Annotated in this window: 23 protein-coding genes and 1 tRNA gene; 3 read left to right on the forward strand and 21 right to left on the reverse strand. The window is 64.0% G+C overall.

Annotated features, from left to right (window positions below):
• Nucleotides 1-2: 2 nt before the first annotated feature.
• The gene (locus ACVENA_RS09145) at nt 3-179 is read right to left on the reverse strand and encodes a hypothetical protein (RefSeq protein WP_449328538.1); all 177 of its coding nucleotides are present in this window, start codon (nt 177-179) and stop codon (nt 3-5) included.
• A gap of 148 nt (nt 180-327) precedes the next feature.
• Between ACVENA_RS09145 and ACVENA_RS09150 the strand changes: the two genes are divergently transcribed.
• Nucleotides 328-1,497 (forward strand): cytochrome P450, encoded by a 1,170-nt coding sequence (locus ACVENA_RS09150; RefSeq protein ID WP_449328539.1) that lies wholly within the window; start codon nt 328-330, stop codon nt 1,495-1,497.
• A gap of 41 nt (nt 1,498-1,538) precedes the next feature.
• Here ACVENA_RS09150 and ACVENA_RS09155 read toward each other — a convergent pair.
• The 3 genes from ACVENA_RS09155 to ACVENA_RS09165 all read right to left on the reverse strand — a co-directional run bounded on the left by ACVENA_RS09155 (nt 1,539) and on the right by ACVENA_RS09165 (nt 4,369).
• Nucleotides 1,539-1,614, reverse strand: a tRNA-Ile gene (locus ACVENA_RS09155).
• A 68-nt stretch (nt 1,615-1,682) separates the two neighbouring features.
• The gene (locus ACVENA_RS09160) at nt 1,683-2,708 is read right to left on the reverse strand and encodes a polysaccharide deacetylase family protein (RefSeq protein WP_449328540.1); all 1,026 of its coding nucleotides are present in this window, start codon (nt 2,706-2,708) and stop codon (nt 1,683-1,685) included.
• 35 nt (nt 2,709-2,743) lie between these two features.
• Nucleotides 2,744-4,369: a histidine kinase dimerization/phospho-acceptor domain-containing protein gene (locus ACVENA_RS09165; protein WP_449328541.1), complete on the reverse strand. Its 1,626-nt coding sequence runs from the start codon at nt 4,367-4,369 to the stop codon at nt 2,744-2,746.
• A 168-nt stretch (nt 4,370-4,537) separates the two neighbouring features.
• Between ACVENA_RS09165 and ACVENA_RS09170 the strand changes: the two genes are divergently transcribed.
• Complete coding sequence (locus ACVENA_RS09170; protein WP_257550227.1) at nt 4,538-5,011, forward strand: Lrp/AsnC family transcriptional regulator; 474 nt, start codon at nt 4,538-4,540, stop codon at nt 5,009-5,011.
• 68 nt (nt 5,012-5,079) lie between these two features.
• Here the strand turns inward: ACVENA_RS09170 and ACVENA_RS09175 are convergent, their stop codons facing one another.
• Nucleotides 5,080-6,366: a tetratricopeptide repeat protein gene (locus ACVENA_RS09175; RefSeq protein ID WP_449328542.1), complete on the reverse strand. Its 1,287-nt coding sequence runs from the start codon at nt 6,364-6,366 to the stop codon at nt 5,080-5,082.
• 168 nt (nt 6,367-6,534) lie between these two features.
• Nucleotides 6,535-6,831 carry an Hpt domain-containing protein gene (locus tag ACVENA_RS09180; RefSeq protein ID WP_449328543.1) on the reverse strand — a complete coding sequence of 99 codons (297 nt, stop codon included), beginning with the start codon at nt 6,829-6,831 and terminating at the stop codon, nt 6,535-6,537.
• A gap of 68 nt (nt 6,832-6,899) precedes the next feature.
• On the opposite strand from ACVENA_RS09180, the gene ACVENA_RS09185 reads away from it, so the two are divergent.
• Entirely contained in the window at nt 6,900-9,275 is a 2,376-nt protein-coding gene (locus ACVENA_RS09185) for a hypothetical protein (RefSeq protein WP_449328544.1), read from the forward strand.
• Nucleotides 9,276-9,475: 200 nt separating this feature from the next.
• Here the strand turns inward: ACVENA_RS09185 and ACVENA_RS09190 are convergent, their stop codons facing one another.
• The 15 genes from ACVENA_RS09190 to ACVENA_RS09260 form a co-directional block, all read right to left on the reverse strand.
• Nucleotides 9,476-9,736, reverse strand: a complete 261-nt coding sequence (locus ACVENA_RS09190) for a DUF1467 family protein (protein ID WP_449328545.1) — start codon at nt 9,734-9,736, stop codon at nt 9,476-9,478.
• A gap of 3 nt (nt 9,737-9,739) precedes the next feature.
• Nucleotides 9,740-11,374: a ribonuclease J gene (locus tag ACVENA_RS09195; protein WP_449328546.1), complete on the reverse strand. Its 1,635-nt coding sequence runs from the start codon at nt 11,372-11,374 to the stop codon at nt 9,740-9,742.
• On the reverse strand, nt 11,371-12,156 hold the full coding sequence (locus tag ACVENA_RS09200) for a type III pantothenate kinase (RefSeq protein ID WP_449328547.1): 786 nt from the start codon (nt 12,154-12,156) through the stop codon (nt 11,371-11,373). The genes ACVENA_RS09195 and ACVENA_RS09200 overlap by 4 nt, the downstream gene beginning before the upstream one ends.
• Nucleotide 12,157: 1 nt before the next feature.
• Nucleotides 12,158-12,958, reverse strand: coding sequence for a biotin--[acetyl-CoA-carboxylase] ligase (locus ACVENA_RS09205; protein WP_449328548.1), 801 nt, complete (start codon nt 12,956-12,958; stop codon nt 12,158-12,160).
• Complete coding sequence (gene nuoN, locus ACVENA_RS09210; protein ID WP_449328549.1) at nt 12,880-14,313, reverse strand: NADH-quinone oxidoreductase subunit NuoN; 1,434 nt, start codon at nt 14,311-14,313, stop codon at nt 12,880-12,882. Before nuoN ends, ACVENA_RS09205 begins: the two co-directional genes overlap by 79 nt.
• Nucleotides 14,310-15,866, reverse strand: a complete 1,557-nt coding sequence (locus tag ACVENA_RS09215) for an NADH-quinone oxidoreductase subunit M (protein WP_449328550.1) — start codon at nt 15,864-15,866, stop codon at nt 14,310-14,312. Before ACVENA_RS09215 ends, nuoN begins: the two co-directional genes overlap by 4 nt.
• Complete coding sequence (gene nuoL, locus ACVENA_RS09220) at nt 15,863-17,896, reverse strand: NADH-quinone oxidoreductase subunit L (RefSeq protein ID WP_449328551.1); 2,034 nt, start codon at nt 17,894-17,896, stop codon at nt 15,863-15,865. Before nuoL ends, ACVENA_RS09215 begins: the two co-directional genes overlap by 4 nt.
• Before the next feature lie 114 nt (nt 17,897-18,010).
• The gene (gene nuoK / locus ACVENA_RS09225) at nt 18,011-18,316 is read right to left on the reverse strand and encodes an NADH-quinone oxidoreductase subunit NuoK (RefSeq protein ID WP_338113190.1); all 306 of its coding nucleotides are present in this window, start codon (nt 18,314-18,316) and stop codon (nt 18,011-18,013) included.
• Entirely contained in the window at nt 18,313-18,924 is a 612-nt protein-coding gene (locus tag ACVENA_RS09230) for an NADH-quinone oxidoreductase subunit J (protein WP_449328552.1), read from the reverse strand. Before ACVENA_RS09230 ends, nuoK begins: the two co-directional genes overlap by 4 nt.
• A gap of 12 nt (nt 18,925-18,936) precedes the next feature.
• On the reverse strand, nt 18,937-19,422 hold the full coding sequence (gene nuoI / locus ACVENA_RS09235) for an NADH-quinone oxidoreductase subunit NuoI (RefSeq protein WP_449328553.1): 486 nt from the start codon (nt 19,420-19,422) through the stop codon (nt 18,937-18,939).
• Nucleotides 19,423-19,432: 10 nt separating this feature from the next.
• The gene (locus ACVENA_RS09240) at nt 19,433-19,876 is read right to left on the reverse strand and encodes a hypothetical protein (protein WP_449328554.1); all 444 of its coding nucleotides are present in this window, start codon (nt 19,874-19,876) and stop codon (nt 19,433-19,435) included.
• Nucleotides 19,873-20,919: an NADH-quinone oxidoreductase subunit NuoH gene (gene nuoH, locus ACVENA_RS09245; protein ID WP_257550264.1), complete on the reverse strand. Its 1,047-nt coding sequence runs from the start codon at nt 20,917-20,919 to the stop codon at nt 19,873-19,875. The genes ACVENA_RS09240 and nuoH overlap by 4 nt, the downstream gene beginning before the upstream one ends.
• Nucleotides 20,916-22,928, reverse strand: a complete 2,013-nt coding sequence (nuoG, locus tag ACVENA_RS09250; RefSeq protein WP_449328555.1) for an NADH-quinone oxidoreductase subunit NuoG — start codon at nt 22,926-22,928, stop codon at nt 20,916-20,918. The genes nuoH and nuoG overlap by 4 nt, the downstream gene beginning before the upstream one ends.
• A complete protein-coding gene (locus ACVENA_RS09255) occupies nt 22,928-23,686 on the reverse strand; it encodes a hypothetical protein (protein ID WP_449328556.1) in 759 nt (252 codons plus the stop codon). Before ACVENA_RS09255 ends, nuoG begins: the two co-directional genes overlap by 1 nt.
• 67 nt (nt 23,687-23,753) lie before the next feature.
• Nucleotides 23,754-24,533, reverse strand: a complete 780-nt coding sequence (locus ACVENA_RS09260) for a hypothetical protein (protein WP_449328557.1) — start codon at nt 24,531-24,533, stop codon at nt 23,754-23,756.
• Between the last annotated feature and the right edge of the window lie 5 nt (nt 24,534-24,538).

Here is a 24,538-nt window from a genome sequence, read left to right on the forward strand (position 1 = left end):
GATCAGTGCCGCGTTGCCTGGCACGTATGCCAAGGGCAGCGATGCCCGGCGTGAAGATCATTATCCGCGCTCACCGTCGCGGCAGCAGATACAGCTTTGAAATCGATATCGCCGCCAGCGAGCATCTGTTCTTTCACGATTTCGAACTCGCGGCGCATCACGTTCAAATTGGCCTGCATGGTACATTCCTCCAATTAGGGCGCGACCCGAAATCGAAAGATTTCGGTTGGATAATGTCAACTTAGGTTACAGGATGTCAAGCTCGATATCGCTTTACGCTTCGGTCGGAGAAGAAATTTGTCGGACATATTGGCGTCTTTGCCTTTCATGGACGCCGATTTCAAAAGCCGCAGCATCGATGCGGTCAGCCAGCTCGCAGCCGTCGCCAACGCCCCCCTGTTAAAATTTGCGCTTCCGTTTGGCGGCGAGGCTTGGCTGGTGACGGGTCATGCACTTTCCAGCAACCTTCTGGCCGATCATCGGCTTTCCAAAATATCGCCGCTTCAGGACCCATCCGCTCCCGAAACGCATCCTCTATATCGCCACCTGCTCATAGCCGATCCGCCCGAGCATACACGGCTTCGACGCCAACTCCGACACGCCCTGGCATATTGGACGAGCGCGAGGATCGAGACTCTGACGCGCGAGATCATCGCTCGCCGCCTGGCGATCCTCGACCGCGACGAGACGCACTTCGATCTTGTGACCCGCGTCGCCATGCCCGTGGCTTTGGAGATCACCTGCACGATCGTCGGCATTCCGCTCGACGACATGGCAAAGATACACGCATGGAACGACAGGCTGACACGGTCGGATTTGGGCGGCGAGAACCGGGCGAACGAGATTGCGGACGAAATCGAAACCTATCTTGCGGGCCTCGCTGAGGAGGACACCGACCATGCCGGCGATGGCGCCTTGGCAATTCTTGGCAGAGCGGCATCGCGCGGCGATCTCGACAATCGCGAAGCGATGGCCCTTGCCTATCTCCTTCTCTCGGCCGGTTATGAGACAACGGGGCATCTGCTGTCGTCCGCAGTCTGGTTGCTCGCCGATGGCCACGAAACCTGGCGGGCCATTGCAGAAGATGACGATGCCGCCGTGCGCGCCATCGAGGAATGCCTGCGGCTCAACCCGTCGCTTGAACTCGCGACCCCGCGATATGCGCGTGAAGACTTAGAGATAGCCGGCATCACCGTTCGCGAGGGCGATCTGATTTTCATCGCCCTTGGCGCGGCGAATCGCGATCCGTCCGTCTTTATGGCGGGCTCGCTTCTTGATTGCTCTCGTTCCGGGCTGGCCCGGCATCTGTCATTCGGGCGAGGGCCACATATCTGCCCGGGCGCGGGCATTGCACGCGTTGCCTCCCGAACCATTCTGCAGGAATTGGCGCGTCGCTTTCCCGATCTGACGCTTGCCACCGGTCATGAACTCGAATGGATTCCGGGCCTGGTGATGCGCGGTTTGCGCTCGCTACCCATTTTCGTCGGCGGCGAATAGCAAGCCCTGCCGTGCCGCATCGCAACCATGAGGGGAGGTTATGGTGGGCCCGGCAGGACTCGAACCCGCAACCTAGCCGTTATGAGCGGCCAGCTCTAACCATTGAGCTACAGGCCCCCTTTCACACCCGGCGGGGGATGTGCGGGCGATAGCGGAGCATGACGGCGATTGGCAAGCGGCTTGGGTCAGCCGGCCGGCGCTTTCCGCTCAGCCATCGCCAGGATCGCCGCGGCGTCGGTCGCCTCCACCCGGCGCAGCGCAAGATGGTCCAGCACATTGTCCCACCAGCGATAAAAAAGATCGAGATCGGCATCGCTTCGGACATAAGGGGTGTTTCCGGGCTGCAGCGACGGCGAATGGAAAGAGAAATTGAGCACCGGAAGCCCCCGGTCCAATGCGATATCGATCGCGCGGCACGCGCGCTCCGCGGGAATACCCTCGGGTGTCAGCGCGATCCGTTCGACCAGTCCGAGCCGCGCCAATGCTGCCCGCATACGCGTGCCGTTACGCGTGAGGCGATGATAGAGGCTCTTTCCCTTCAGCCCCATAAGACCACCGAACACCGTCGTCACCGGCACCTCGAGCACCGCGCCATGCGCCGTCGGCACCCACCAGGGCTTGAGCGGAGCGGCGCGATAATCCGGACCGTGCCCGCTGCGGTAATCGAACCCCGCACGCACCGACGTGTCGCACCGGAAGCCGAGCTCGGCGAGCATCGTGGCGGTTTCGGATCCCAGGCCGTAACGCCCGGCCCGATAAACCGTGGGCGCCACCCCGAACCGATCGCGGATCGCGTCGCGCAGCGCTGCCATCTTGGCACGCTGCAAAGCGGGCGGCAGATTGCCGGTATAACTGTTGCGCTCGTTCACCGGCTCGTCGTGCGGGGGCGTCACCCAGGGATGAAGCTGTGCGCCGATCTCGCATCGCCCCCGTGCCTGGGCGTCGCCCAATATGGCGACAGCGCGGTCATCCGCGACGATCGGCCAGTCGACCAGATAGATGGGCTTCACCCCCGCCCGTTCGAAATAACTCTGGCATTCGGCGAGCGCAGGGACCGAATCGAGCCGGTATCCGGTGCGCGCGAACGGCGCCGACCAATCGAAATCCTCCTCGGTGTCGCAGGTCACCCAGAAACGCGGTCGCTCGCCGTCTTCGAGACCGACAAGTCCCGCAGCCGCCGGATATGCGTGGAAACTGCCCGCAGGCTGCACCTTTTTCCCTTCCGCCCCCAGCCCGCTCGCGCGGGCTATTCGCCCTGCTGGACGCCTAGCTCGGTGCTTGGGTTGGCCGAGGGCAGATGCAAGGTCAAGGCGTTATGCCCAATATCGAGTCGTCCTCCCGCCCCGCGTGCCAGGCTGTCGACCAGGCGCAACGAAAAGCCGAGGCTCAGAATCGCCGCGCCGGGGGCTTCGCCTTCGGGACTGAAACCGGGATCGAGCAGGTCGGCGGCGGTCGCGAAACGGATCGCGAGCGGGCGGACGATGCGCAGTTGCAGCGTATCGTCCTGCGCGGCTTCGGTCACGAGCTGCCCGACAAGCACCGAGCCGGGTTCCGAAATATCGACAAGCGCCGTCAACAGCCGGCCGATCATGCGCCGCGAATTGGCATCGCCGACCTGTGCGACGAACGGTCCGCCGACCCGCGAAATGCTGAGGCCGACCTGCTGATCGGCCAGGATCGCACCCAAATCCATCTCGACCTGCGTCATCACGGCGCCAAGGTCGGCCGTCTCGCCGGGCGGCAGCGCCACTTGCGGTCCGGTGGCGCGAGTCGCGGTGTCGAGATCTTCGATGATCGCCTGGATCGCGGCCGCGTCGGCGACGATCGCTTCCGCCATCGCGCGATAGGAGGCGCTGACCGGCCCGAACATCTGGCCCGAGATGATCTGGGCAAACCCCGAAATCGCATTGAGCGGGCTGCGCAATTCGTGGATCAACTGGCGGATCGAATCGCCCGACTCCTCGGCGGCCGGACGTCCATAAGGCATTTCGCTCGGCTGCGGGCGGCGCGCGCTGCCGCGATAGCCGCGAAACTGCCCGGTTGCCGAATCGAACCAGGGCACGGCCGAAAAGCGCCACTCACCGGCATCGGTCGCTGCGCCCTCTAGAACCATGCGGGCGTTGACGATTTCCGCGCGCTGGCGAAAGGCACCCGCAGCCGCGCCATCGGCACCCGGCTCCCCGCCGAGGGCGGATTCGGCGATCGACAGGCCGATCGCCGCGCCGCGCGTGATGCCGTCGACCCAGCGAATCAGCCCGTCCGGCCCCGCCTCGAACAGGAAGCCGGTGCTGGCCTTTCGCGCCGTGGGTTGCGCCCGCGCCGACTGGAAACGGTCGATGCGGCGGACAAGCTCGCTGATCTGGCTCGGCGCGCCGTCCGCTGCCGTCAGCGACTCATCGACCTGCGGTTCGGCGGCAACCGAAACCGCGGCCGGTTGCGGTAGCGCGACAGACCCCGCACCCAGGCTTTCGAGCGCACGCCGCACAGAATCGGACAGGTCGTCGCGCCCGGCGAGAATCGAGCGCGCGGTCGCAGCGGTTGCGGGAAGCAGCGCGAGCCAGTCCGCTTCCGCCAACCGCGCGCGCCGAAGCATCGCCGCCGACACGGCGGGCACGTCATTGGCATAGAAGGCGACGAGCGGCGCAAAGCGACCGTGGCGCGCGATCGCCGCGGCGCAATCGCGGCGTATCTTTTCGGGCACCTGCGACCGCAATATGGCGAGCGCGTGCAGCGCACGCCGAACATCCTCATCGGACAGTTGATTACCGCGCTGCGCCAGAATATCGGAGATTTGGCGCCACGCCGCGATGCGCGAACGCGGATCGCCCGGCGCCTGGCGCAAGATGGTCGCGATCATCGAGTCAGCAGTCACGCGAAGCCGGCCCCACACTCTGTTCGTTGGTTAGCGTAAGCTTAGCGGCTAGCGTGAATCATCCGGTCATGAAAGTGCCTTAACCATCCACGTCACATTGTGGGACAATTGCAATCGGCTGAAATATTATTATGGTCATCGCAGTTTTGGAAAGCGGATGTTTCAATGATGGCCACCCAGAAATTCGATCAGATCGACTTGCAGATACTCGCCGAGCTGCAGAAAAACGGGCGGATGACCAATGTTGAGCTGGCGCAGATGGTCGGGCTGACGGCGCCGCCCTGCCTGCGCCGGGTGCGCGCGCTCGAGGAGTCGGGCGTCATCCGCTCCTATCACGCCGACCTCGATGCAGCGAAACTCGGCTATGGTATCACGGTCTTCGCGATGGTGAGCCTGCGCAGCCAAGCCGAGTCCGACCTCAAATCCTTTGAAGACTATGTCGGACAGCTCCCCGAAGTGCGCGAATGCTATATGCTGAACGGCGAGATCGACTTCCTGCTCAAGGTCGTCGCGCGCGATCTGCAGAGCTTCCAGTCCTTCCTGACCGCGCATCTGACATCGGCCCCCAACGTCACGAGCGTGAAGACCTCCCTCACGATCCGCACCGCCAAGCAGCTTTCAGGTATTCCCGTCGAAACCTGACAACAATTCGACTCGACAAAAAAGGCGCCTCCCACCGGGAAGGCGCCCTTTCTTTGCAAACGGTGCGATCAGTTGGCGGGGGCTGGCGCCGCCGCGGGTGCGGCCGGTGCCGCCTTAGCCTGGACATGGACGGTCCACAGCTTGGCGAGGCGGGCCCGGTTACCCTGCACCTTCGCGAAGCTCGCGACCGCCGCATCCGACTGACCGGCCAGTGCCTGCGCGACGCCGAGGCGATATTGCGCGACCGGATCGGCCGATGCGATCGCTTCATAGATCGGAATCGCCTTCGCGACTTCGCCGATGCTGACAAGCGCGTCGGCGGTGCTGCGCGCGACCTTGGGATTGGAGGTCAATCCCGGCTTGCCGGCGTCGGCGATCAGGCCCGACCGGTCGGCGTTCGCACGTTCGGTCTGCGAGGCGAGAAGCGGGCCGAAGCGCGCATCGCTCTTCGGGAAGATGTTCTTGGCAGCCCCTTCGTTGATCACCGAGACGACCTCTCCCGGGAAGCCGGCGTCGGTGGCGAGCGCGGTATATTCCAGATATTCGCCGCGGTCGGTCATCGCGCCCGTGGCGCGCATCAGGCGCAGGATGTCGAGGTTGAGATCCTTGTCGCCCCCGACCTGCTGCAACAGGATATAAAGCGTGTTGCGCCAAATCTCCGGCTGCGGATAGTCGCGCACCCGCAACGTCAAAATGTCGAGCAGATCGTCGGTCCGCTTCGCGGCCTGAAGCGCCTTGGCCGGACGGACATAGAGATCTTCGGATGCCGGTCGGCCGGCGGCATGCGCCGCTTCGATCCCGGCCTTTGCGATGGCAATTCCCTGGTCGACCTGACCGGCGTTCAGATAGCTGTCCATCAGCAGAACGGGCAGCGACTCTTCGGCCGATCCCGCGGCCTTGGCGGCTTCGAAACGCTGGATCGCCTTCGGATAATTCTTCTTCACATAAGCGAAGCGGCCCGAATAAAAATTATAGAGACCCGCATCGGACGCCGGGACAAAGCCCGAATCGAGCGCAATGTCGAGGCCCTGCTCCTGCAACGCCTCATCCTTGTTCAGAATGCCGAGTTGCAGCGTGTAGAAACCGAGGAAATATTTGTCGTCGTTGCTGCTCGCGACGCTTTGCCCTTCGGTCACGGCCGCCTGGAGCGCGGCCGCATCCTTCTTTTTGGCGGCGTCTTCCATTTTCTTGCCGACGGGGCCGAACGCCTTGCTCGGGCTGAGCGACGGCCCCTTCGCCGCCTCTTCCTTCTTCGGCTTTTCCTTCGCCGCTGCGGGGGCGGCCATAGCCATCATCGAGCAGCCGAGAATAGCCGCCATCGCCGTTGCGGACATCGGGCGGAAACGGGTGAACATCAAAATCTCTCCTCAGAAACGGCCGACTTGCCGTGAGACAAGCGGGGGCCAGCCGCAGTTCAGAACGCGGCTAGACCCGTAGCGTTGCCAAGGCAAGACGGCCGGGATCGATATTTCCATTGGCGGCGGGCGGCTGAACGAGAATTGAACCCGCCGATACAGGCGCGCTTATGCGATGCTCTCGATCGCCGCGTTGATATCGCGCAGGACGGCGGGATCGCCGGGCACGCCGTCCATCGCCGCTTCGGCAAGCTGGATCAACGGGATGATGCCAAAGGTCGCGGCCAGGCTTTTCAACCGTTCGGCGGCGACATGCCAGTTCGCGTCGCAACGCGATCGGCGCATCAGGTCGGCAAGCTCGCGCGCGCCCGCGGCAAAGCTCAGGCGCAGCTCGCGCGCCGCAACCGGATCGTCGCCGACCGCCGCGCTGATATACCGGTCGAGGGGTCCGCTATCGAACGACATTCCACAGCCTTGTCATATCGTGGTTAAGTTTCCGTTCCATGGCCGGCATTTGATGCTAAGATGGCAGGATGACGGGGGAAAAGAAGATCGTCGGATTGTGGCGGGATTCCGGGGCAAAGCCGGAATCGAACGGCGCGGGCGAAGCTGCCCCGGCAGACGCTGCGACGCCCGAATCCGTGCCCCAGCCCGAAGCCGCCGAGCCGGTGGAGCGGGATTGGCTCGATATGTCGGCGCTCGCCGAAACCGAAGATCATGACATGTCCGGCGAAGCCGAGGCCTCCTCGGCATTCCGCGACCGCATTGCCCCTGTTCTGCTGATTCTCCTGGCTCTGGGTTGGACGATCTTCGCGCTCGCCACCGCGACCGGCGGCTTCACCCGCGCGCCCGCGCTGGCCGACTCGCCCGCGCTTGTGGCGACGATCGCGATGCCGCTGACCCTGCTCGCGGTGCTGTGGATGGCGCTGCTGCGCTCGGGCCGCTCCGAACAGGCGCGGTTCGCGCGCGCAGCCGGGACGCTTCGCAAGGAAAATGACGCGCTCAACGAGTCGATGCGCGCGCTGGCCGCGCATCTCGCCGACGCGCAGCGGCAACTCGCCGAACAGGCGCGCAGCGTGCAGCAACTCGGGCTCGATACGGTGACCCGGCTCACCGAAAGCAGCGACAAACTCGCGACCAATGCGTCGGTCATCGCCAATGCGCACGACCAACTCGCGCGGTCGGGCGATGTCGCAATGCAGCGGATGGACGGGCTGCTCGCCGGACTGCCACGGATCGACGATGTCGCACAGCGCCTCGCGGTCAACTTCCGCGAGGCGGGACTGGTCGCGCACCAGCAAGGCGCCAACCTCGAAGCGAGGCTTGCCGCGCTGTCGGAAGAGGCAACCAGGGTCGCGGAAACGGGCGGAGTCTCGGCCGCGAGTCTGCACGAAGCGATTGGCGCACTGCAACAGCAGGCAAAGGATACCGAAGCCGGACTGGCCGAAGCATCCGCCCACATCACCGAAGCGCATGATATCGCCTTCGCCCGCATGACGCAGGCGGCGGCGAGTGCGCGCGACGATCTCAAGGCGACGGTCGCGGCCGTGACCGCGCAGATGGACGGCAGCTGGCGCCAGTTCCGCGAGGGCGTCGATATCGCCGCGGCGCAGCTCGACGCGCGCCTCGCCGCCGCACGCGATGCCGGCGACGCGATGGGGGCGCAATTGACCGCGCATGGCGCGGCGAGTGAAGCGCTTGCCGCGCGAATCAAGACGCATGTCGCCGACGTCGGTCAGCAGCTCGAGCTTCTCGACGTCAGCGTTTCGGCGAGTACGGGCGTGATCGGCCGGGCGATCGACGACACCAAGGGCCAGCTCGCTGCCTTCATGGCGGAAGTGCAGACCGGCAACGGCTCGACGCACCAGCTCATCACCCAGGCCGAATCGCTGCTCCTCGCGCTCGACGCGGTCACGCGCGAGCTCGACGAGACACTGCCGCACGCGCTTGACCGCATGGCCTCGCACGGCAAGACGACGCAGACCGCGCTGGCCGAGATCAAGCCGATGCTCGAAGCGTCCGAACTGGTGGCGCAGTCCGCGCTGTCGCACGTCAGCGCAGTCAAATCGACGCTGCAGGCCAACGAAGAGAAGATGGCGACGCACGCCGAAAGCCAGCAGGCGCTTGCCGAGCGCGTCAACGCCTCGCTCGCCGAGGCCGACGCCGCGCTCGCGCGGCTGCGCAGCGGCGCCGACGATTTCGCCGAACAGGGCGGCGCGCGGATGATCGCGACGCTCGGCGAGGTCCGCACGACCGCCGATGCGGCGGCCGAGGAAGCGCGCCGGACGCTGGAAAATCTTGTCGCCGGCGCGCGCGAGGCGATGCAGGCGACCGCGACCGAAGCGATCGACGCCGCCTTCAAGTCGGAGATCATGGCGCAGCTCACCGCGATCGAGGACGCCTCGCAGCGCGCGGTCGAGGCCGCGAACGGCGCCGCCGACCGGCTGATGCGTCAGCTCATCACGATCATGGACACCAGCGCCAGCGTCGAACAGCGCGCGATCGAGGCCGAACAGGCGATCGCCGCATCCGACCGCGATTCGCTCGCGAAGCAGGTCGGAGTGCTGACCGAAGCGCTGAAATCGACCGCGATCGACATGACCAAGATCCTGTCGAGCGAAGTCAGCGACACCGCGTGGGACGCCTATCTGAAGGGCGACCGCGGCGTTTTCTCGCGCCGCGCGGTCAAGCTGGTCGAGAATAGTGAAGCCAAGGAAATCCTGCGCCTCTATCAGAATGACGACAGCTTCCACGCGTCGGTGAACCAGTTCATCCACGATTTCGAGGCAATGCTGCGCCTGCTGATCGGCGCACGCGACGGTTCGGCGATCAGCGTCACCCTGCTGTCGTCGGATATCGGCAAACTCTATGTAGCATTGGCGCAGGCGATAGACCGGCTGCGGAACTGATCTGATTTTAGCGATGGCGGCTTTCGACCGGTTGCGGCCACCCGGCCTCTCCTAACTTTGTCATCCCCGCGAAAGCGGGGGCCCAGCGCGTGCGTCGGCTGCCCCCACACTGGGTTCCCGCTTTCGCGGGAATGACGAAGGTTGGAAGGGGACTGATCCCCACCCCAAGTTGCTCGTTCTTCTGAAGAAGGCCGCCCGGATCAGGCCCGCCCGCCGAGCACGTCGGGATCGGCCCAGCCCTGCAGATAGCCGACATAGAAGATCACAAAACCGATCGTCGCGACGATCGTCATCTGGAGCAGTATGCGTCCGGGACGGAAGCGCGCGGGGGCGCCCGGCTCCTGCCCCTTGACCAGCGGAACCGCATCGTCGTCCGCGCCGCGGCCGTGGAAGGGCAGCACGAAGAAGGCGCTGAACGCCCAGAAGAGCGTGTAGATCGCGAGGGCCGAGGTCCATTTCATCGCTCAGATATCCACGATCAGCACGTCGGTGATCGGTTTCTTGCCGGTCCAGTCGGTAGCGACGCGGCGAACGCCGAGGCGGATTGCTTCCTTCAGCGCATCGCGGTCGCGCGCCTTCCCGTTCGCCGCCTGCTCGGCCGCCTCGTTCAGTTCCTCGATAAAGGACTCACGGTCGTCCTCGACCGGCACCCCGCGATAGTGGATGGCGCTATCGACGAACTTGCCGCCCGACAGCACCACCGCGACCGAAATCTGGCCGTTCAGCGCCAGCTTGCGCCGCTCGTTGATCGTCTCGCCATCGGCGGGGAGGATCACGTCGCCGTCGAGGAGCAGCCGCCCCGACCGCACCCGCTCGACGATCCGCGCCGGGCCGGGCGCGAGGCGGACGAGATCGCCGTTTTCCTGCACCAGCGCGTCGGGCACGCCCCTTTCGAGCGCGAAGCGCGCCTGTTCGTGCATGTGGCGGATCTCGCCATGCACCGGCACGATCAGCTTCGGACGCAACCAGCCGTAGAGCGCGGCGAGTTCGGGCTGGCCCGGATGGCCGCTGACGTGGATATGCGCCTGCTTCTCGGTGACGGTCAGCACGTCCTTCGCGGCGAGTTGGTTCATGATCCGCCCGATCGCGACCTCGTTCCCCGGAATCTGCTTCGAGGAGAAAACGACGGTATCGCCCGCCTCGAGCTTGATCTGGTGGACGTCGCCCGCCATGCGCGCAAGCGCCGCGCGCGGTTCGCCCTGCCCGCCGGTCGCGATGACCATCAGCTTGTCGCGCGGCAGCCGCATCGCCTCGTCGAAATCGACCGTCGGCGGGAAATCTTTCAGATATCCGACCGACCGCGCGACGCCGAGGATACGGTCGAGCGAACGCCCGGCAACGCACAGCGTGCGCCCCGTCGCCTTCGCCACCGCGCCCAAGGTTGCGAGCCGCGCGGCGTTGGAGGCGAAGGTGGTGACGACCACCCTGCCCTTCGCCGCGCCGACCGCGTGCATCAGCCCGTCGCGGACGCTGCCTTCGCTTCCCGACGGCTCGGCATTGAAAGCGTTGGTCGAATCGCAGACGAGAACGTCGACGCCCTCGTCGCCGACCGCGGTCAGTGCCGCGGCGCTCGACGGGATGCCGAGGATCGGATCGTCGTCGAGCTTCCAGTCGCCGGTGTGGAAAACGCGGCCATAGGGCGTGTTGATCACCGCAGCGCTCATTTCGAGAATCGAATGCGCCAGCGGCATCAACCGAATATCGAAAGGGCCGACCTGAAAGCTCGCGTCGATGTCGACGACCTTGATCTCGACCTCCTTCTCCAGCCCCTCTTCGGCGAGCTTGTGCGCTATCAGCCCCGCGGTGAACCGGTTGGCATAGAGCGGCACGCCAAGGTCGGCGGCAAGATAGGGGATGGCGCCGATATGATCCTCGTGCCCATGGGTCAACACGATGCCGAGCAAATCCTTCTTACGGTCCTCGATATATTCGAGATCCGGCATGATGATGTCGATGCCCGGATAATCCGCGCTGCCGAAGGTCACGCCAAGGTCGAGCATGATCCACTTGCCGTCGCAGCCATAGAGATTGGCGTTCATGCCGATCTCGCCGGACCCGCCGAGCGCGACGAAAAGCAGCTCCTTGCCGGGAGTCGTCATGCGCGCATATTCCTTTGATGATAGAGGTGCATCAGCCCGTTCAGCGTCAGGTCGGGCTCGATGCGGTCGAAGAGGTGAGCCTGCTCCTGAAACAGGGTCGCGAGGCCGCCGGTCGCGATGACGGTCAGCGGCGTGCCGATCTCGGCCTTCATGCGGGCGATCAGGCCCTCCATCATCGCCACATAGCCCCAATAGACGCCGATCAGCATCTGGCTTTCGGTGGTGCGGCCGATCACGCTGGGCGTCGCAGGCGCCTCGATCGCGATGCGCGGCAGCTTGGCCGCAGCGGCGACGAGCGCTTCGAGCGAGAGATTGACCCCCGGCGCGATGATCCCGCCCAGATAGGCGCCTTCGGGCCCGATATGATCGAGCGTCGTCGCGGTGCCAAAACTGATGACGAGCTTGTCCCGGCCGGGCGCGACCGCCTGCGCCGAAATCGCGTTGACCGCACGGTCGGCGCCGACCGATTGCGGCTCGTCGACCTTGAGCGCGATGCCCCAGCTCACCGGCTCGCGCCCGGCGACGAGCGCGTCGACGCCGAAATATTTATGCGCCAGCAGTTGCAGATTGTGCAGCGCGCGCGGCACCACGGTCGAGATGATGACGGCGTCGACCTCGGCGCGATCGTGCCCCTCGATCCGCATGAGCTGGTCGAGCCAGACCATATATTCGTCGGCGGTGCGGCGGTCGTCGGTCGCAATACGCCAGCGCGCGAGCAGTTCGGCTCCGCGAAACAGCGCGAATTTGGCGTTGGTGTTGCCGACATCGATCGCTAGCAGCATCTTAGTTCCCCTTCACGGACCGTTGCAGTTCGACGTCGCCCGCGTGGATCAACATGACTTCCCCGTCGGCGCGGCGCAAGCGTAGCGCGCCGTCGGGCGCGAGCCCGTCGAAGGTGCCGTCGATGCCCTGTTCGGACACGCGCAGCGGCGTCCCGACCGGATGCCCAAGCGGCAGCCAGGCGCGGACGACGCTTGCGACGCCTTCCTGTCGCCACGTCCACAGCGCGTCGACCAGCGCGACCGCCAGCGCCTCGGCAAAGCGGTCGCGGTCGATCGCGATGCCGACCCCCGCAAAGGAAAAGGTCGCGCGGTCGGGCAGTTCGGGCGCCGAGGTGAGATTGACCCCGATTCCGATCACCACCGCATTGCCGCTGCGCTCGAGCAATATGCCCGAACATTTCGCGCCATCGACGAGCAGATCGTTCGGCCATTTGAGCTGAAGCGGAACCGAGGGCGCGAAGATCGTCACCACCTTCGCCAGCGCGACCGCCACGACCAGCGCCAGCGTCGCGGGCGACGGATCGCCCGCGGTAAGCTGCACGACGGTCGAGCCCATGAAATTGCCCTGCCCGTCATCCCACGGACGCCCGAGGCGACCGCGCCCAGCGGTCTGACGGTCTGCGACGAGCCAATGCCCCTCGCCGACATGCTCGCCGCCTGCCAGCCGCGCCAGCAGGTCGGCGTTGGTCGAACCTGTCTGCGCGATCCGCTCGATCGGCGGGATCAGAACAGCACCGCCGCGGCGCTGGCGGAAAGCGCCGCCAGCACACCGATGAAGAGATAGCCGATGACCGACAGCCACAGCGCACTCGCGGTGATCACCGCATCCTCGACCACCGTACCAGTGCCCTTCGGAAACTCGGTCTCAGACTTCTCGTCAAAGTACATCGTCTTGATGATCGCGATATAGTAGAAGGCGCCGATCACCGAAGCAACGATGCCAGCGACCGCCAGCGGCACGAGGTTCGCGTTCACCGCGGCCTCGAACACCAGATACTTCGGCCAGAAGCCGAAGAGCGGCGGGATGCCGGCGAGGCTGAACAGGAACACCGCCATCGCCGCGGCGAGGCCGGGACGGCGCTGCGAATAGCCCGCGAGCGCCGGGATGCTCTCGATCTGGTGGCCTTGATCGTCGCGGAGCTGCATCACGACGAGGAAGCTGCCGATCGTCGTCACGACATAGACGAGCAGATAGGTCAGCACGCCCTCGACCCCCTGCTGGGTTCCCGCGGCAAGGCCGATCAGCATATAGCCGACATTGTTGATCGACGAGTAAGCAAGCAGACGCTTGATGTTCTTCTGTCCGATCGCGCCGACAGCGCCGAGGATGATCGAGGCGAGCGCGAGGAAGATCATGATCTGCTGCCACGCGCCGACCGCCGGCCCCATCGCTCCAATCACGACGCGCGTCATCAGCGCCATCGCCGCGACCTTCGGCGCGGTGGCGAAGAAGGTCGTTACCGGCGTGGGCGCGCCTTCATAGACGTCCGGGGTCCACATATGGAACGGAACCGCGCTGATCTTGAACGCCAGCCCCGCGATCACAAAGACGATGCCGAAGATGATCCCGATGTTGAGCTCGCCGCCGACGGCCTGCGCGATGCGCGCGAAATCGGTCGTCCCGGTGAAGCCATAGAGCAGCGAGATACCATAGAGCAGAATGCCCGACGCGAGCGCACCGAGAACGAAATATTTGAGCCCCGCTTCGCTCGACCGCTCATCGCTGCGCATGAAACTGGCGAGAACATAGGAAGCAAGGCTGTTGAGTTCGAGCCCCACGTATAGCGTCATCAGATCGCGCGCCGACGCCATGATTCCCATGCCGAGTGCAGCGAACAGAATCAGCGCCGGATATTCGGCGCGCATCCCGTCCTTGAAGAAGCGCGGCGCGATCAGCACGCAGACGAAGCTCGCGGCATAGAGGAGCAGCTTGGCGAAGCCGCCAAAGCCATCGACCGACAAGGTTCCCGAAAACACTGTCGTTTCGACACCGACCAGCGAAAGGACCGCAGCCGCAGCCGCAGCGAGCGTCAACATCGCCGCAAGCTGATAGGTGCCGACACTGCGATCGCCCAGGAAGGCGCCAAGCATCAGGGTGATCAGCCCGCCGATCGTCAGGATCAGCTCGGGCCAGACGAGAGCGAGATCGGCGGTCATTGGACGCCTCCCGCATGATGCGCTTCGCCCTTGGCGTCTCCATGCGCCGGAGCGGCCGCCTTCGGCTTGCCTGCCGTGACGTGCGCGTCGCCTGCGGGCTTGGCCGGGGCGAGCCGCGCGACCACCGTGGTCACGTCGCCGCGCATCGGCGCGAGGAAGCTTTCGGGATAGACGCCCATCCACAGCGCGACCGCGGCCAGCGGCACGAAGATCGCCCATTCGCGGGGATTGATATCGGCCATGGCCTTCACATCGTCCTTGGTGAGGTCGCCGAACACGACGCGGCGATAGAGATAGAGCATGTAAGCGGCGCCGAGAATGATGCCGGTGGTGCAGACGAGCGCGACCCAGCTCGACGCTTCATAGATGCCGGCGAGGCTCAGGAATTCGCCGACGAAGCCGCTCGTTCCCGGCAGGCCGATCGACGCCATGGTGAACAGCATGAAGAAGAGCGCATAGGCCGGCATGTTGACCGCAAGCCCGCCATAGCGGCTGATCTCGCGCGTATGCAGCCGGTCATAGATCACGCCGACGCAGAAGAAGAGCGCGGCCGACACGACGCCGTGGCTGAGCATGACGATCAGCGCACCCTCGATCCCCTGCTGGTTGAACGCGAAGAGGCCCGCAGTAACGATCGCCATATGCGCGACCGACGAATAAGCGATCAGCTTCTTCATGTCGCTCTGCACCAGCGCGACGAGGCTGGTGTATACGACCGCAACCATCGACAGACCGAAAACCAGCCACATGAGCTGCGCCGAGGCATCGGGGAACATCGGCATCATGAAACGGATGAAGCCGTACGAACCCATCTTGAGCAGCACGCCCGCCAGGATCATCGAGCCTGCGGTCGGCGCTTGCACGTGCGCGTCGGGAAGCCAGGTGTGGACCGGCCACATCGGCATCTTGACCGCAAGGCTGGCGAAGAAGGCGAGCCACAGCCACGTCTGCATTTCCGGCGGGAAATTATAGACGAGCAGCGTCGGAATGTCGGTCGTCCCGGCCTCGCGGATCATCGCGATCATCGCGATCAGCATCAACACCGAGCCGAGCAGCGTGTAGAGGAAGAATTTGAACGCCGCATAGATGCGATTTTGCCCGCCCCAGATACCGATGATGAAATACATCGGGATCAGGCCGGCCTCGAAGAAGATGTAGAAGAGTAGCAGATCCTGCGCCATGAAGACGCCCAGCATGACGACTTCCATGACGAGGAACATCGCCATGTAAAGACCGACGCGCTTCGTCACCGACTCCCAGCTCGCAAGGATGCAGAGCGGCATCAGGAAGACGCTGAGGAGGATCAGCATCAGCGCCATGCCGTCGATGCCGAGCGCATAGTTAAAGCGGCCGAAGAGCGGCGCGGATTCGACGAACTGCCACTGCGCGCCGCCGATGTCGAAATTCGCCCACAGCATGACGCCGAGCGCAAAGTCGAGCAGCGTCGCGACGAGCGCGATCATCCGCGCGCTGCGGTCGTTCGCGAAGACGCAGAGGATGGCAGCGATCGCGGGGACCGCCAGCATCAGCGACAGGATGGGAAAGCCGCTCACAGGAACTTCACCATGGCCCAGCTGGCGAGGCCGACGAGACCGAGCAGCATCACGAACGCATATCCATAAACATAACCCGATTGCAGCCGGACCGCGAGCCGGGTCCCCCCTTGTACGAGCGCCGCGACGCCATCGGGACCGAAGCGGTCGATGGTGCCTTCATCCCCGCGCTTCCAGAAGAAGCGGCCGATCGCGAAGGCGGGCTTCACGAACAGGACGTTGTAGAGCTCGTCGAAATACCATTTGTTATACAGGAACTGGTGCAGCAGCCTGAACTGCGCCACGAACTTCGCCGGCAAGCTGGTGTCGCGGATGTAATTGTTCCACGCAATCACCAGACCGATCGCCATCGCGGTGAACGGCATCCACTTGATCCAGGTCGGCACCAGGTGCGCCGCGTGCATCAGATGCTCGTCGAAGAAGAGGCTGCCCTTCCAGAAGGCGAGCCCGCCCTCGGGATCGATGAACTGATGGTGGAAGACGAAACCCGCGAACACCGCGCCGAGCGACAAGACGCCGAGCGGGATCAGCATCGAGAGCGGGCTTTCGTGCGGATGATAGCCCGCGGTGCCATCGCCGTGCGTATCATGGTGATGCGCATGGGCATGATCGTCATGGCCGTGCGCGTGATCGTCATGCACCGCATGCTGGATATGCTCGCTCTGATCCCAGCGCGGCTTGCCATGAAAGGTCAGGAAGACGAGGCGCCACGAATAGAAGCTGGTGAGCAGCGCCGCGAAGGTGCCGACCCAGAAAGCGACCTGACCGCCGCCGCCCGCGGCATAGGCCGCCTCGAGGATGCCGTCCTTCGAATAGAAGCCTGCAAAACCCGCGACGCCCGCGATGCCGACGCCGGTGATCGCCAGCGTCCCCGCCATCATCGCCCAGTAAGTGAGCGGGATGTGCTTACGCAGCGCGCCGTAATAGCGCATGTCCTGTTCGTGGTGCATCGCATGGATCACCGAACCCGCGCCGAGGAACAGCAGCGCCTTGAAGAAGGCGTGGGTGAAAAGGTGGAACATCGCCGCACCATAGGCGCCGACGCCCGCGGCGAAGAACATGTAGCCGAGCTGCGAACAGGTCGAATAGGCGATGACGCGCTTGATGTCCCACTGGGTCGTGCCGACCGTCGCGGCGAAGAAACAGGTGGCGGCGCCGACGAAGGTCACGACGCCCGCTGCGACCGGCGCGGCCTCGAACATCGGCGACAGGCGGCACACCATGAACACGCCCGCGGTGACCATCGTCGCGGCGTGGATCAGCGCCGACACCGGGGTCGGGCCCTCCATCGCGTCGGGAAGCCAGGTGTGCAGGCCGAGCTGCGCCGACTTGCCCATCGCGCCGATGAACAGCAGCAGGCAGAGCACGGTCATCGTGTCGAAGCGGTGGCCGAGAAAGCCGATCGTCGACCCCGCCATACCCGGCGCGGCGGCCAGAATCTCGGGGATCGATACGGTGCCGAACACGAGGAAGGTGCCGAAGATACCGAGCATGAAGCCGAGGTCGCCGACGCGGTTGACGACGAACGCCTTGATCGCGGCGGCATTGGCGCTCGGCTTCTTGTACCAGAAACCGATGAGCAGATAGGATGCGAGGCCGACGCCCTCCCAGCCGAAGAACATCTGGACGAGATTGTTCGCGGTCACGAGCATCAGCATCGCGAAGGTGAAGAGCGACAGATAGGCGAAGAAGCGCGGCTGGTCCGGGTCCTCCGCCATATAGCCCCAGCTATAGAGGTGGACGAGCGCCGACACCGTCGTGATCACGACGAGCATCACCGCGGTCAGCGTATCGACGCGCAGCTCCCAGTTGAACTGGAGCGCGCCCGAGGACACCCAGTGCAGCACCGGCGTCACGCCCGCCTCGCCCGTCCCTGCAACGAACGACAGGAAGATCGGCCAGCTCAGCGCGCAGCTCAGGAACAGCGCACCCGTGGTGATGATTTTCGACGGAACATTGCCGATGACGCGCTGACCGAGGCCAGCGACAATCGCCGCGAGCAGCGGCAGGAAAACGATCGCCTGGATCATGCGAAAACTCCGTCGTTCCAGCGAAAGCTGGAACCGCTCGCGACCTGACGCCGCGTTGCCGGGAGGGCGATCCCAGCTTTCGCTGGGATGACGAGGATGGTGTTGATCACCGGTTTACCCCTTCATCCGGTTGGCATCGTCGACGGCAATGGTGCCGCGGCCGCGGAAATAGATAACGAGAATGGCAAGGCCGATCGCCGCTTCGCCCGCGGCCACCGTCAGCACGAACATCGCGAACACCTGGCCGACGAGATCGCCGAGCGCCGCGCTGAACGCGACGAGGTTGATGTTCACCGCGAGCAGGATCAGTTCGATCGCCATCAGGATGACGATGATATTCTTGCGGTTGATGAAGATGCCAAGCACGCCGAGCGTGAACAGCACCGCCGAAACGGCGAGATAATGGCCGATCGAAATCACAATTCCATCCCCTGCCCGACGCCTGGATCGACCAGACGCGTCGCGTCCTCCGGACGGCGCCGGTTCTGTGCCGAAATATTCTGAGTCCGCACCCCCCCGCGCTGGCGGTGGGTGAGCACGATCGCGCCGACCATCGCGACGAGAAGGACAATGCCTGCGGCCTCGAACAGGAAGATATAGCGCGTGTAGAGCAGTTCGCCGATTTGCTGGATATTGCTGGTGTCGGCCGTGGCCGGCGCCGCGCGTGCGGCAAGGTTGACCCCGCCAGCACTCCACGCGCCCAGCGCAAAGATCAACTCGGCCGCCAGGATGACCGCGACAAGCGCACCCAAGGGCATGTAGCGCACGAAACCCGCGCGCAATTCGGCGAAATCGATGTTGAGCATCATCACGACGAAGAGGAACAGCACCGCAACCGCACCGACATAGACGATGACGAGCAGCATCGCGATGAATTCGGCCCCGACAAGCAGCATCAGCCCAGCCGCATTGAAAAAGGCGAGGATCAGCCACATGACGCTGTGGACCGGGTTGCGCGAGAAAATCACCATGACCGCGGAGGCGATGACGAGCGTCGCGAAGAGCCAAAAGGCGATGACCTGAATCATATGCGCGCGCCCTTATCGATAGGGCGCGTCGGCGGCAAGATTCGCCGCGATCGCGCGCTCCCATTTGTCGCCGTTGGCGAGCAGCTTCGCCTTGTCATAGAGCAGCTCCTCGCGCGTTTCGGTCGCGAATTCGAAGTTCGGCCCCTCGACCACCGCATCGACCGGGCAGGCTTCCTGACAGAAGCCGCAATAGATGCACTTGGTCATGTCGATGTCGTAGCGCGTCGTGCGGCGCGAGCCGTCATCGCGCGGCTCGGCCTCGATGGTGATCGCCTGCGCCGGGCACACCGCTTCGCACAGCTTGCACGCGATGCAGCGCTCCTCGCCGTTCGGGTAACGGCGCAGCGCATGTTCACCGCGGAAACGGGGCGACAAAGGGTTTTTCTCGAACGGATAGTTGATCGTCGCCTTCGGCTTGAAGAAATATTTGAGCGTCAGCCAATGGGCTTTGACGAACTCCCAAAGCGTGAAGCTTTTGACGAGATGGGCGATTGTCATTGATCGAATCCTACCTCACCCACGAACAAAGGCCAGCAAACAGAACATGCTCACCTCCGGCAATGGGCGTGACTTCGGCGACGGCTGCGGCGCGGCGTGATGACCAAGAAAAACCGAACAAAGTCATCGTAACCAAAGAGTGGTCGAGCCGGTTGACATATGAGAATGACATTGAGGCATTGGATGTATTTTCCCACCCGTCATAATCGCCATCAAGAGACCGATTTCCAGACCCGCTTATGCTCAGCTTGGGGCGAGCCTTCCCATCTGATGTGCCGTCTGACGAGCTAAGTACAGCTTCCAACTGCACCATCTGATCCAAGTGATTTTTCAAATCACAGGTAATTTTACCGGTCGAAGGACGCGGCGGTGCTGGCACTGCTGGCTCCGCCAAAGCCGGAGAGCTGGCAGCGGCCAATGACATGGCGCCCGACAAAAATATGTGAGCGTTCATGCCCCATACCTCGTCAGCATCAGATAGCCGGAGATCAGGAAGATCCAGAACAGCGAGATCGGCAGAAAGACCTTCCAGCCCAGCCGCATGAGCTGGTCGTAGCGATAGCGCGGGACGGTCGCCTTCACCCAGCTGAAGGCGAAGAAGAAGAAGAGTATCTTCGCGAACAACCAGATGATGCCGGGGACGGCATAGAGCGGCGCCCAGTCGATCGGCGGCAGCCATCCGCCCCAGAAGAGCACCGCGTTGAGCGTGCACATCAACAGCACGTTGGCATATTCGCCGAGCCAGAAGAGCGCGAAGCTCATCGACGAATATTCGGTCTGATAGCCCGCGACGAGCTCGCTTTCGGCCTCGGTCAGGTCGAACGGCGTGCGCGCGGTCTCGGCCAGCGACGAGATGAAGAACAGCACCGCGAGCGGGAAGAGCAGCAGGTTGAAGCCGAAGGCGTTGACCAGCCCAAGCCCATGCCCCTGCTGCGCCTTGACGATCTCATTGAGGTTGAAGCTGTCGGCGAACAGCACGACGCCGATCAGGATGAAGCCGATCGAGACTTCATAGCTGATCATCTGCGCCGAGGCGCGCATCGCGGAAAAGAAGGGATATTTCGAGTTCGACGACCAACCCGATAGGATGACGCCGTAGACGCCGAGCGAACTGATCGCGAGGATGTAGAGCAGCCCGACATTGATGTCGGCGAGCACCGCGCCCGAATTGAACGGGATCACCGCCCACGCCATCAGCGCCACCGTGAAGGTGATGATCGGTGCGATCAGGAACAGGCCGCGGTTCGCGCTCGACGGGATGATCGTTTCCTGCAGGAACACCTTCAGCCCGTCGGCGAAGCTCTGGAGCAGGCCGAAAGGCCCGACGACGTTCGGCCCGCGCCGCAGCGCCATCGCCGCCCAGATCTTGCGGTCGGCATAGATGATCATCGCGACCGCGAGCATCAGCGGCAGCGCGATCAGCAGGATGCCGCAGATCGTCGCGACGCCCCACGCCCATTCGTAGGACATGCCGAGAGATTGGAAAAACTCGGTCATTCCGCCGCCTCCGCATAATCACCGCCGTGGAGCAGTTCGTCCGAACAGCGCTGCATCGTCGGCGACGCGCGGCAGATGGCGTTGGTCAGGTAGAAATCCTTGATCGGCGACGGGATCGCGCGCGCCTCGGGCTTCGCGGGCAGCTTCGGAACCGACCAGCCATAGTCGGCGAGCCCTTCCGCGCCCAGCGCCGGAACCGCCGCGATCATCGCCGCGCGGCACTCGGCGAAGCTGTCGAAGCCGACCGACACGCCCAGCGCATCGGCAAGCGCGCGGAAGATGCTCCAGTCCTCGCGCGCATCGCCCGGCGCGAACACCGCCTTCTCGCTACGCTGGATGCGGCCTTCGGTGTTGACCGTGGTGAAATCCTTCTCGGTCCACGCCGCGGCGGGCAGGATAACGTCGGCCGCGTGCGCGCCCTTGTCGCCATGGTGGCCGACATAGACCTTCAGCGTCCCCGCGAACGCCGCGAAATCGACCTCGTCGGCGCCGAGGAAGAAAGCGAGCTTGGGCTTCGCCGCGATCACGTCCCTGATCCCGCCCGGCTGTGCATAGCCGAGCATCAGCGCGCCCATCCGCGCGGCCGAGAAATGGACGACGTTGAAGCCGTTCCAGCCGTCCTTGACCGCGTTCACGCTCTTTGCGAGCGCCAGCGCCGCGCCATGCACGCCCGGCACCGACAGCGCGCCGCCGCCGAAGATCAGCATCGGTCGCTCGGCGCCCTTGAGCGCGTCGAGCGCCGCCTGCGGCAGCTTCGCGACCAGCGAGGCATCGTCGCCGAGCCATTCGACCTTGTAGGTCAGGTCGATCTCCGGCCCGATGCCATAAACCTTGGCGCCCTTCTTCCACGCTGCCTTGCGGACGCGCGTGTTGATCAGCGGCGCTTCCCAGCGCAGGTTGGTGCCGACGAGCAGGATCACGTCGGCATTCTCGGCCTCGGCAATCCCGGTGTTGAAATTGACCGCCGACAGGCTGGTGACGTCATAGTCGAGCCCGGTCTGGCGCCCCTCGAACAGATTGCCGCCAAGCGCGGTGACCAGCGCCTTCGCGGCGAACATCGTTTCGCAATCGGCCATGTCGCCCGCGATCGCCGCGACCGACGACCCCGCCTTCGCGGCCTTGATCGCGTCGAACGCCTCGGCCCAACTCGCTTCGACAAGCTGGCCGCTTTTGCGGATGTAAGGCCGGTCGAGGCGGCGGCGGATCAGGCCGTCGACATGGTGGCGCGTCTTGTCGCTCGCCCATTCCTCATTCACATCGTCGTTGACCCGCGGCAGCACGCGCAGCACCTGCCGCCCGCGGCTGTCGATGCGGACGTTGGTGCCGACTGCGTCGCTCATGTCGATGCCGAGCGTCTTGGTGAGCTCCCACGGCCGCGCCTCGAACGCATAAGGCTTCGACGTCAGCGCGCCGACGGGGCACAGATCGACGACATTGCCCGAAAGCTCGCTGTTCACCGCGCGCTCCAGATACGACGTGATCTGCATATTCTCGCCGCGATAGATCGCGCCGATATCCTCGACCCCGGCGACTTCTTCGGCAAAACGGACACAGCGCGTGCACTGGATGCAGCGCGTCATCACCGTCTTGACGATGGGCCCCATATATTTCTCGGTCACCGCGCGCTTGTTCTCGTCATAGCGTGAAGCGCCGCGGCCATAGGCGACCGACTGGTCCTGCAGATCGCACTCTCCGCCCTGGTCGCAGATCGGGCAGTCGAGCGGATGGTTGATGAGCAGGAACTCCATCACCCCTTCGCGCGCCTTCTTCACCATCGGGCTATCGGTCTTGATGATCTGCCCCTCGGCGGCGGGCAGCGCGCACGACGCCTGCGGCTTCGGCGGCCCCGGCGCGACCTCGACGAGGCACATGCGACAATTGCCGGCGATCGACAGGCGCTCATGATAGCAGAAGCGCGGGATTTCCTTCCCCGCCAACTCACACGCCTGCAGAACGGTCGCGCCCTGCGGAACGTCGATCTCTACGCCATCTATGATGACCTTAGGCATCAGCGTTTTCCATTCGTTTCAATCGACGCGGAACGTGCTCCGTGTGCATAGCGGCTCCACAGGCCCTCGACCGCAAAAGTGCGAATATTAGCAGGAGTCAGAGACAGGGATTGCCCTTGGCTCAGGCAGGTCCCGAGGGACGGACCGAGCGCTTGCGCAGCCGCGCGTTCTTCCTTGCTGCCCGGCATGCTCCGCAAGATGGCGTCCACACCCGCCGTATTCTCGAAGGTCAAGCAATCCGAAAAAGCACCGACAATCTGTGCGGCATATAGGTCGGGACCGTCGGAGACATATTTCCGATCGACATTTTCCAAGCTTCCGGGCGGAAGCGATGGGGGTTGTTCGTGCGCAGCCAAATAATCCTCTTCCTGAAGCATGGACCGCAACTCGCGCGGCGAAAACCGATAGCTTAGCGCCGAAACATCCCAGTCGGCCTGATTGCCTAGACACGTAGACATGCCCAGATAATCTCCGATATCTTTCTGGGATATTCCCAGTTTTTCATAACGGATCGACTGGGAGTCGCTATTTTCGAGAAGTGCCGCGACTTTCCGTTGATTCTTGCGATAGAGACATTGAGCGAATCCCTTTTTGATGACGCCGGCATGTTCGGCCTCAACAACTTTCGGCGGCACCGGTATATGAGAACCGGTCTGCACCTCAGGCTTCAACTGCGCTTGCACGGCCATCGGCGCGGCACACAAGCAAATTGCCGTCAGCATCAACCTCAACTGCGGGGGGAGTTTTTGCGTTTTCATGCCAGCGCGCCCTGCGGGACGCTGATTTCTACGCCGTTTGCGGTAAGTCCAGGCATACCCCATCTTCTCAATTCGCTTTCGCCGGAACCGGGCCGGCGTTCCGGACGAACCGGTTCCATAGACCATCCGCAGCGAAGGCGCGGACATTCGCCGTGTTGAGTGAAAGCGTCTGTCCCCGCATCAAACAGGCTCCCAGAGCCGGCGCCAGCGAGCGCGCCGCCTGCTTCTCTTCGTCGCTGCCCGGCATCGTCCGCAGCAGCGTGTCCGCGCCCGCGGTATCGCGAAATGCAAGGCAATCGGCGAACCGGCCCAGCGCACGCGGGGAGGCCGAACCCTCGGTGATATAGCGGCGATCGATCGCTTCAGTCGCGTCCTCGGGCAGCGCCGGCGCCGCCTTGAAGCGCGCGAGATAGGCTTCTTCGAGCATCATCGAGCGAAATGCCGTGTTCGACACGCTAAGCTGACGATGCTCGGACGCAGCCGAGTTCAGTTCACCGCAGAAATTATCCCTGCTGATTTGCTGCCAGAAGCGTTCCTGCGTCGTATCCGCGGCATAATATTCGATGCCCTCGGGATCGCTGTTTTCGAGCAGCCTGTCGACGCGGTCGGGAATGCGACCATAGACGCAGCGCGCGAAATTCTTGCGTTCCAGCCCCGCCTCGCGCGGATTGACCTCAACCGGCTTCTTCAGAAAGCGCGTACCGACCTGCGCCTCGGGCTGCATGCCGTCGCCGGACGGCTTGGCATGCGCCGCGAAGGGCGCCGCGCAAAGCAGCAGCACGGCGGAAATCGCAGCGCCGCCCTTACAGGCCCGGCGGCTTTTCGGATGGAAAGGATGAAAGATCATATCAA

Source organism: Sphingopyxis sp. 550A (assembly GCF_053569535.1).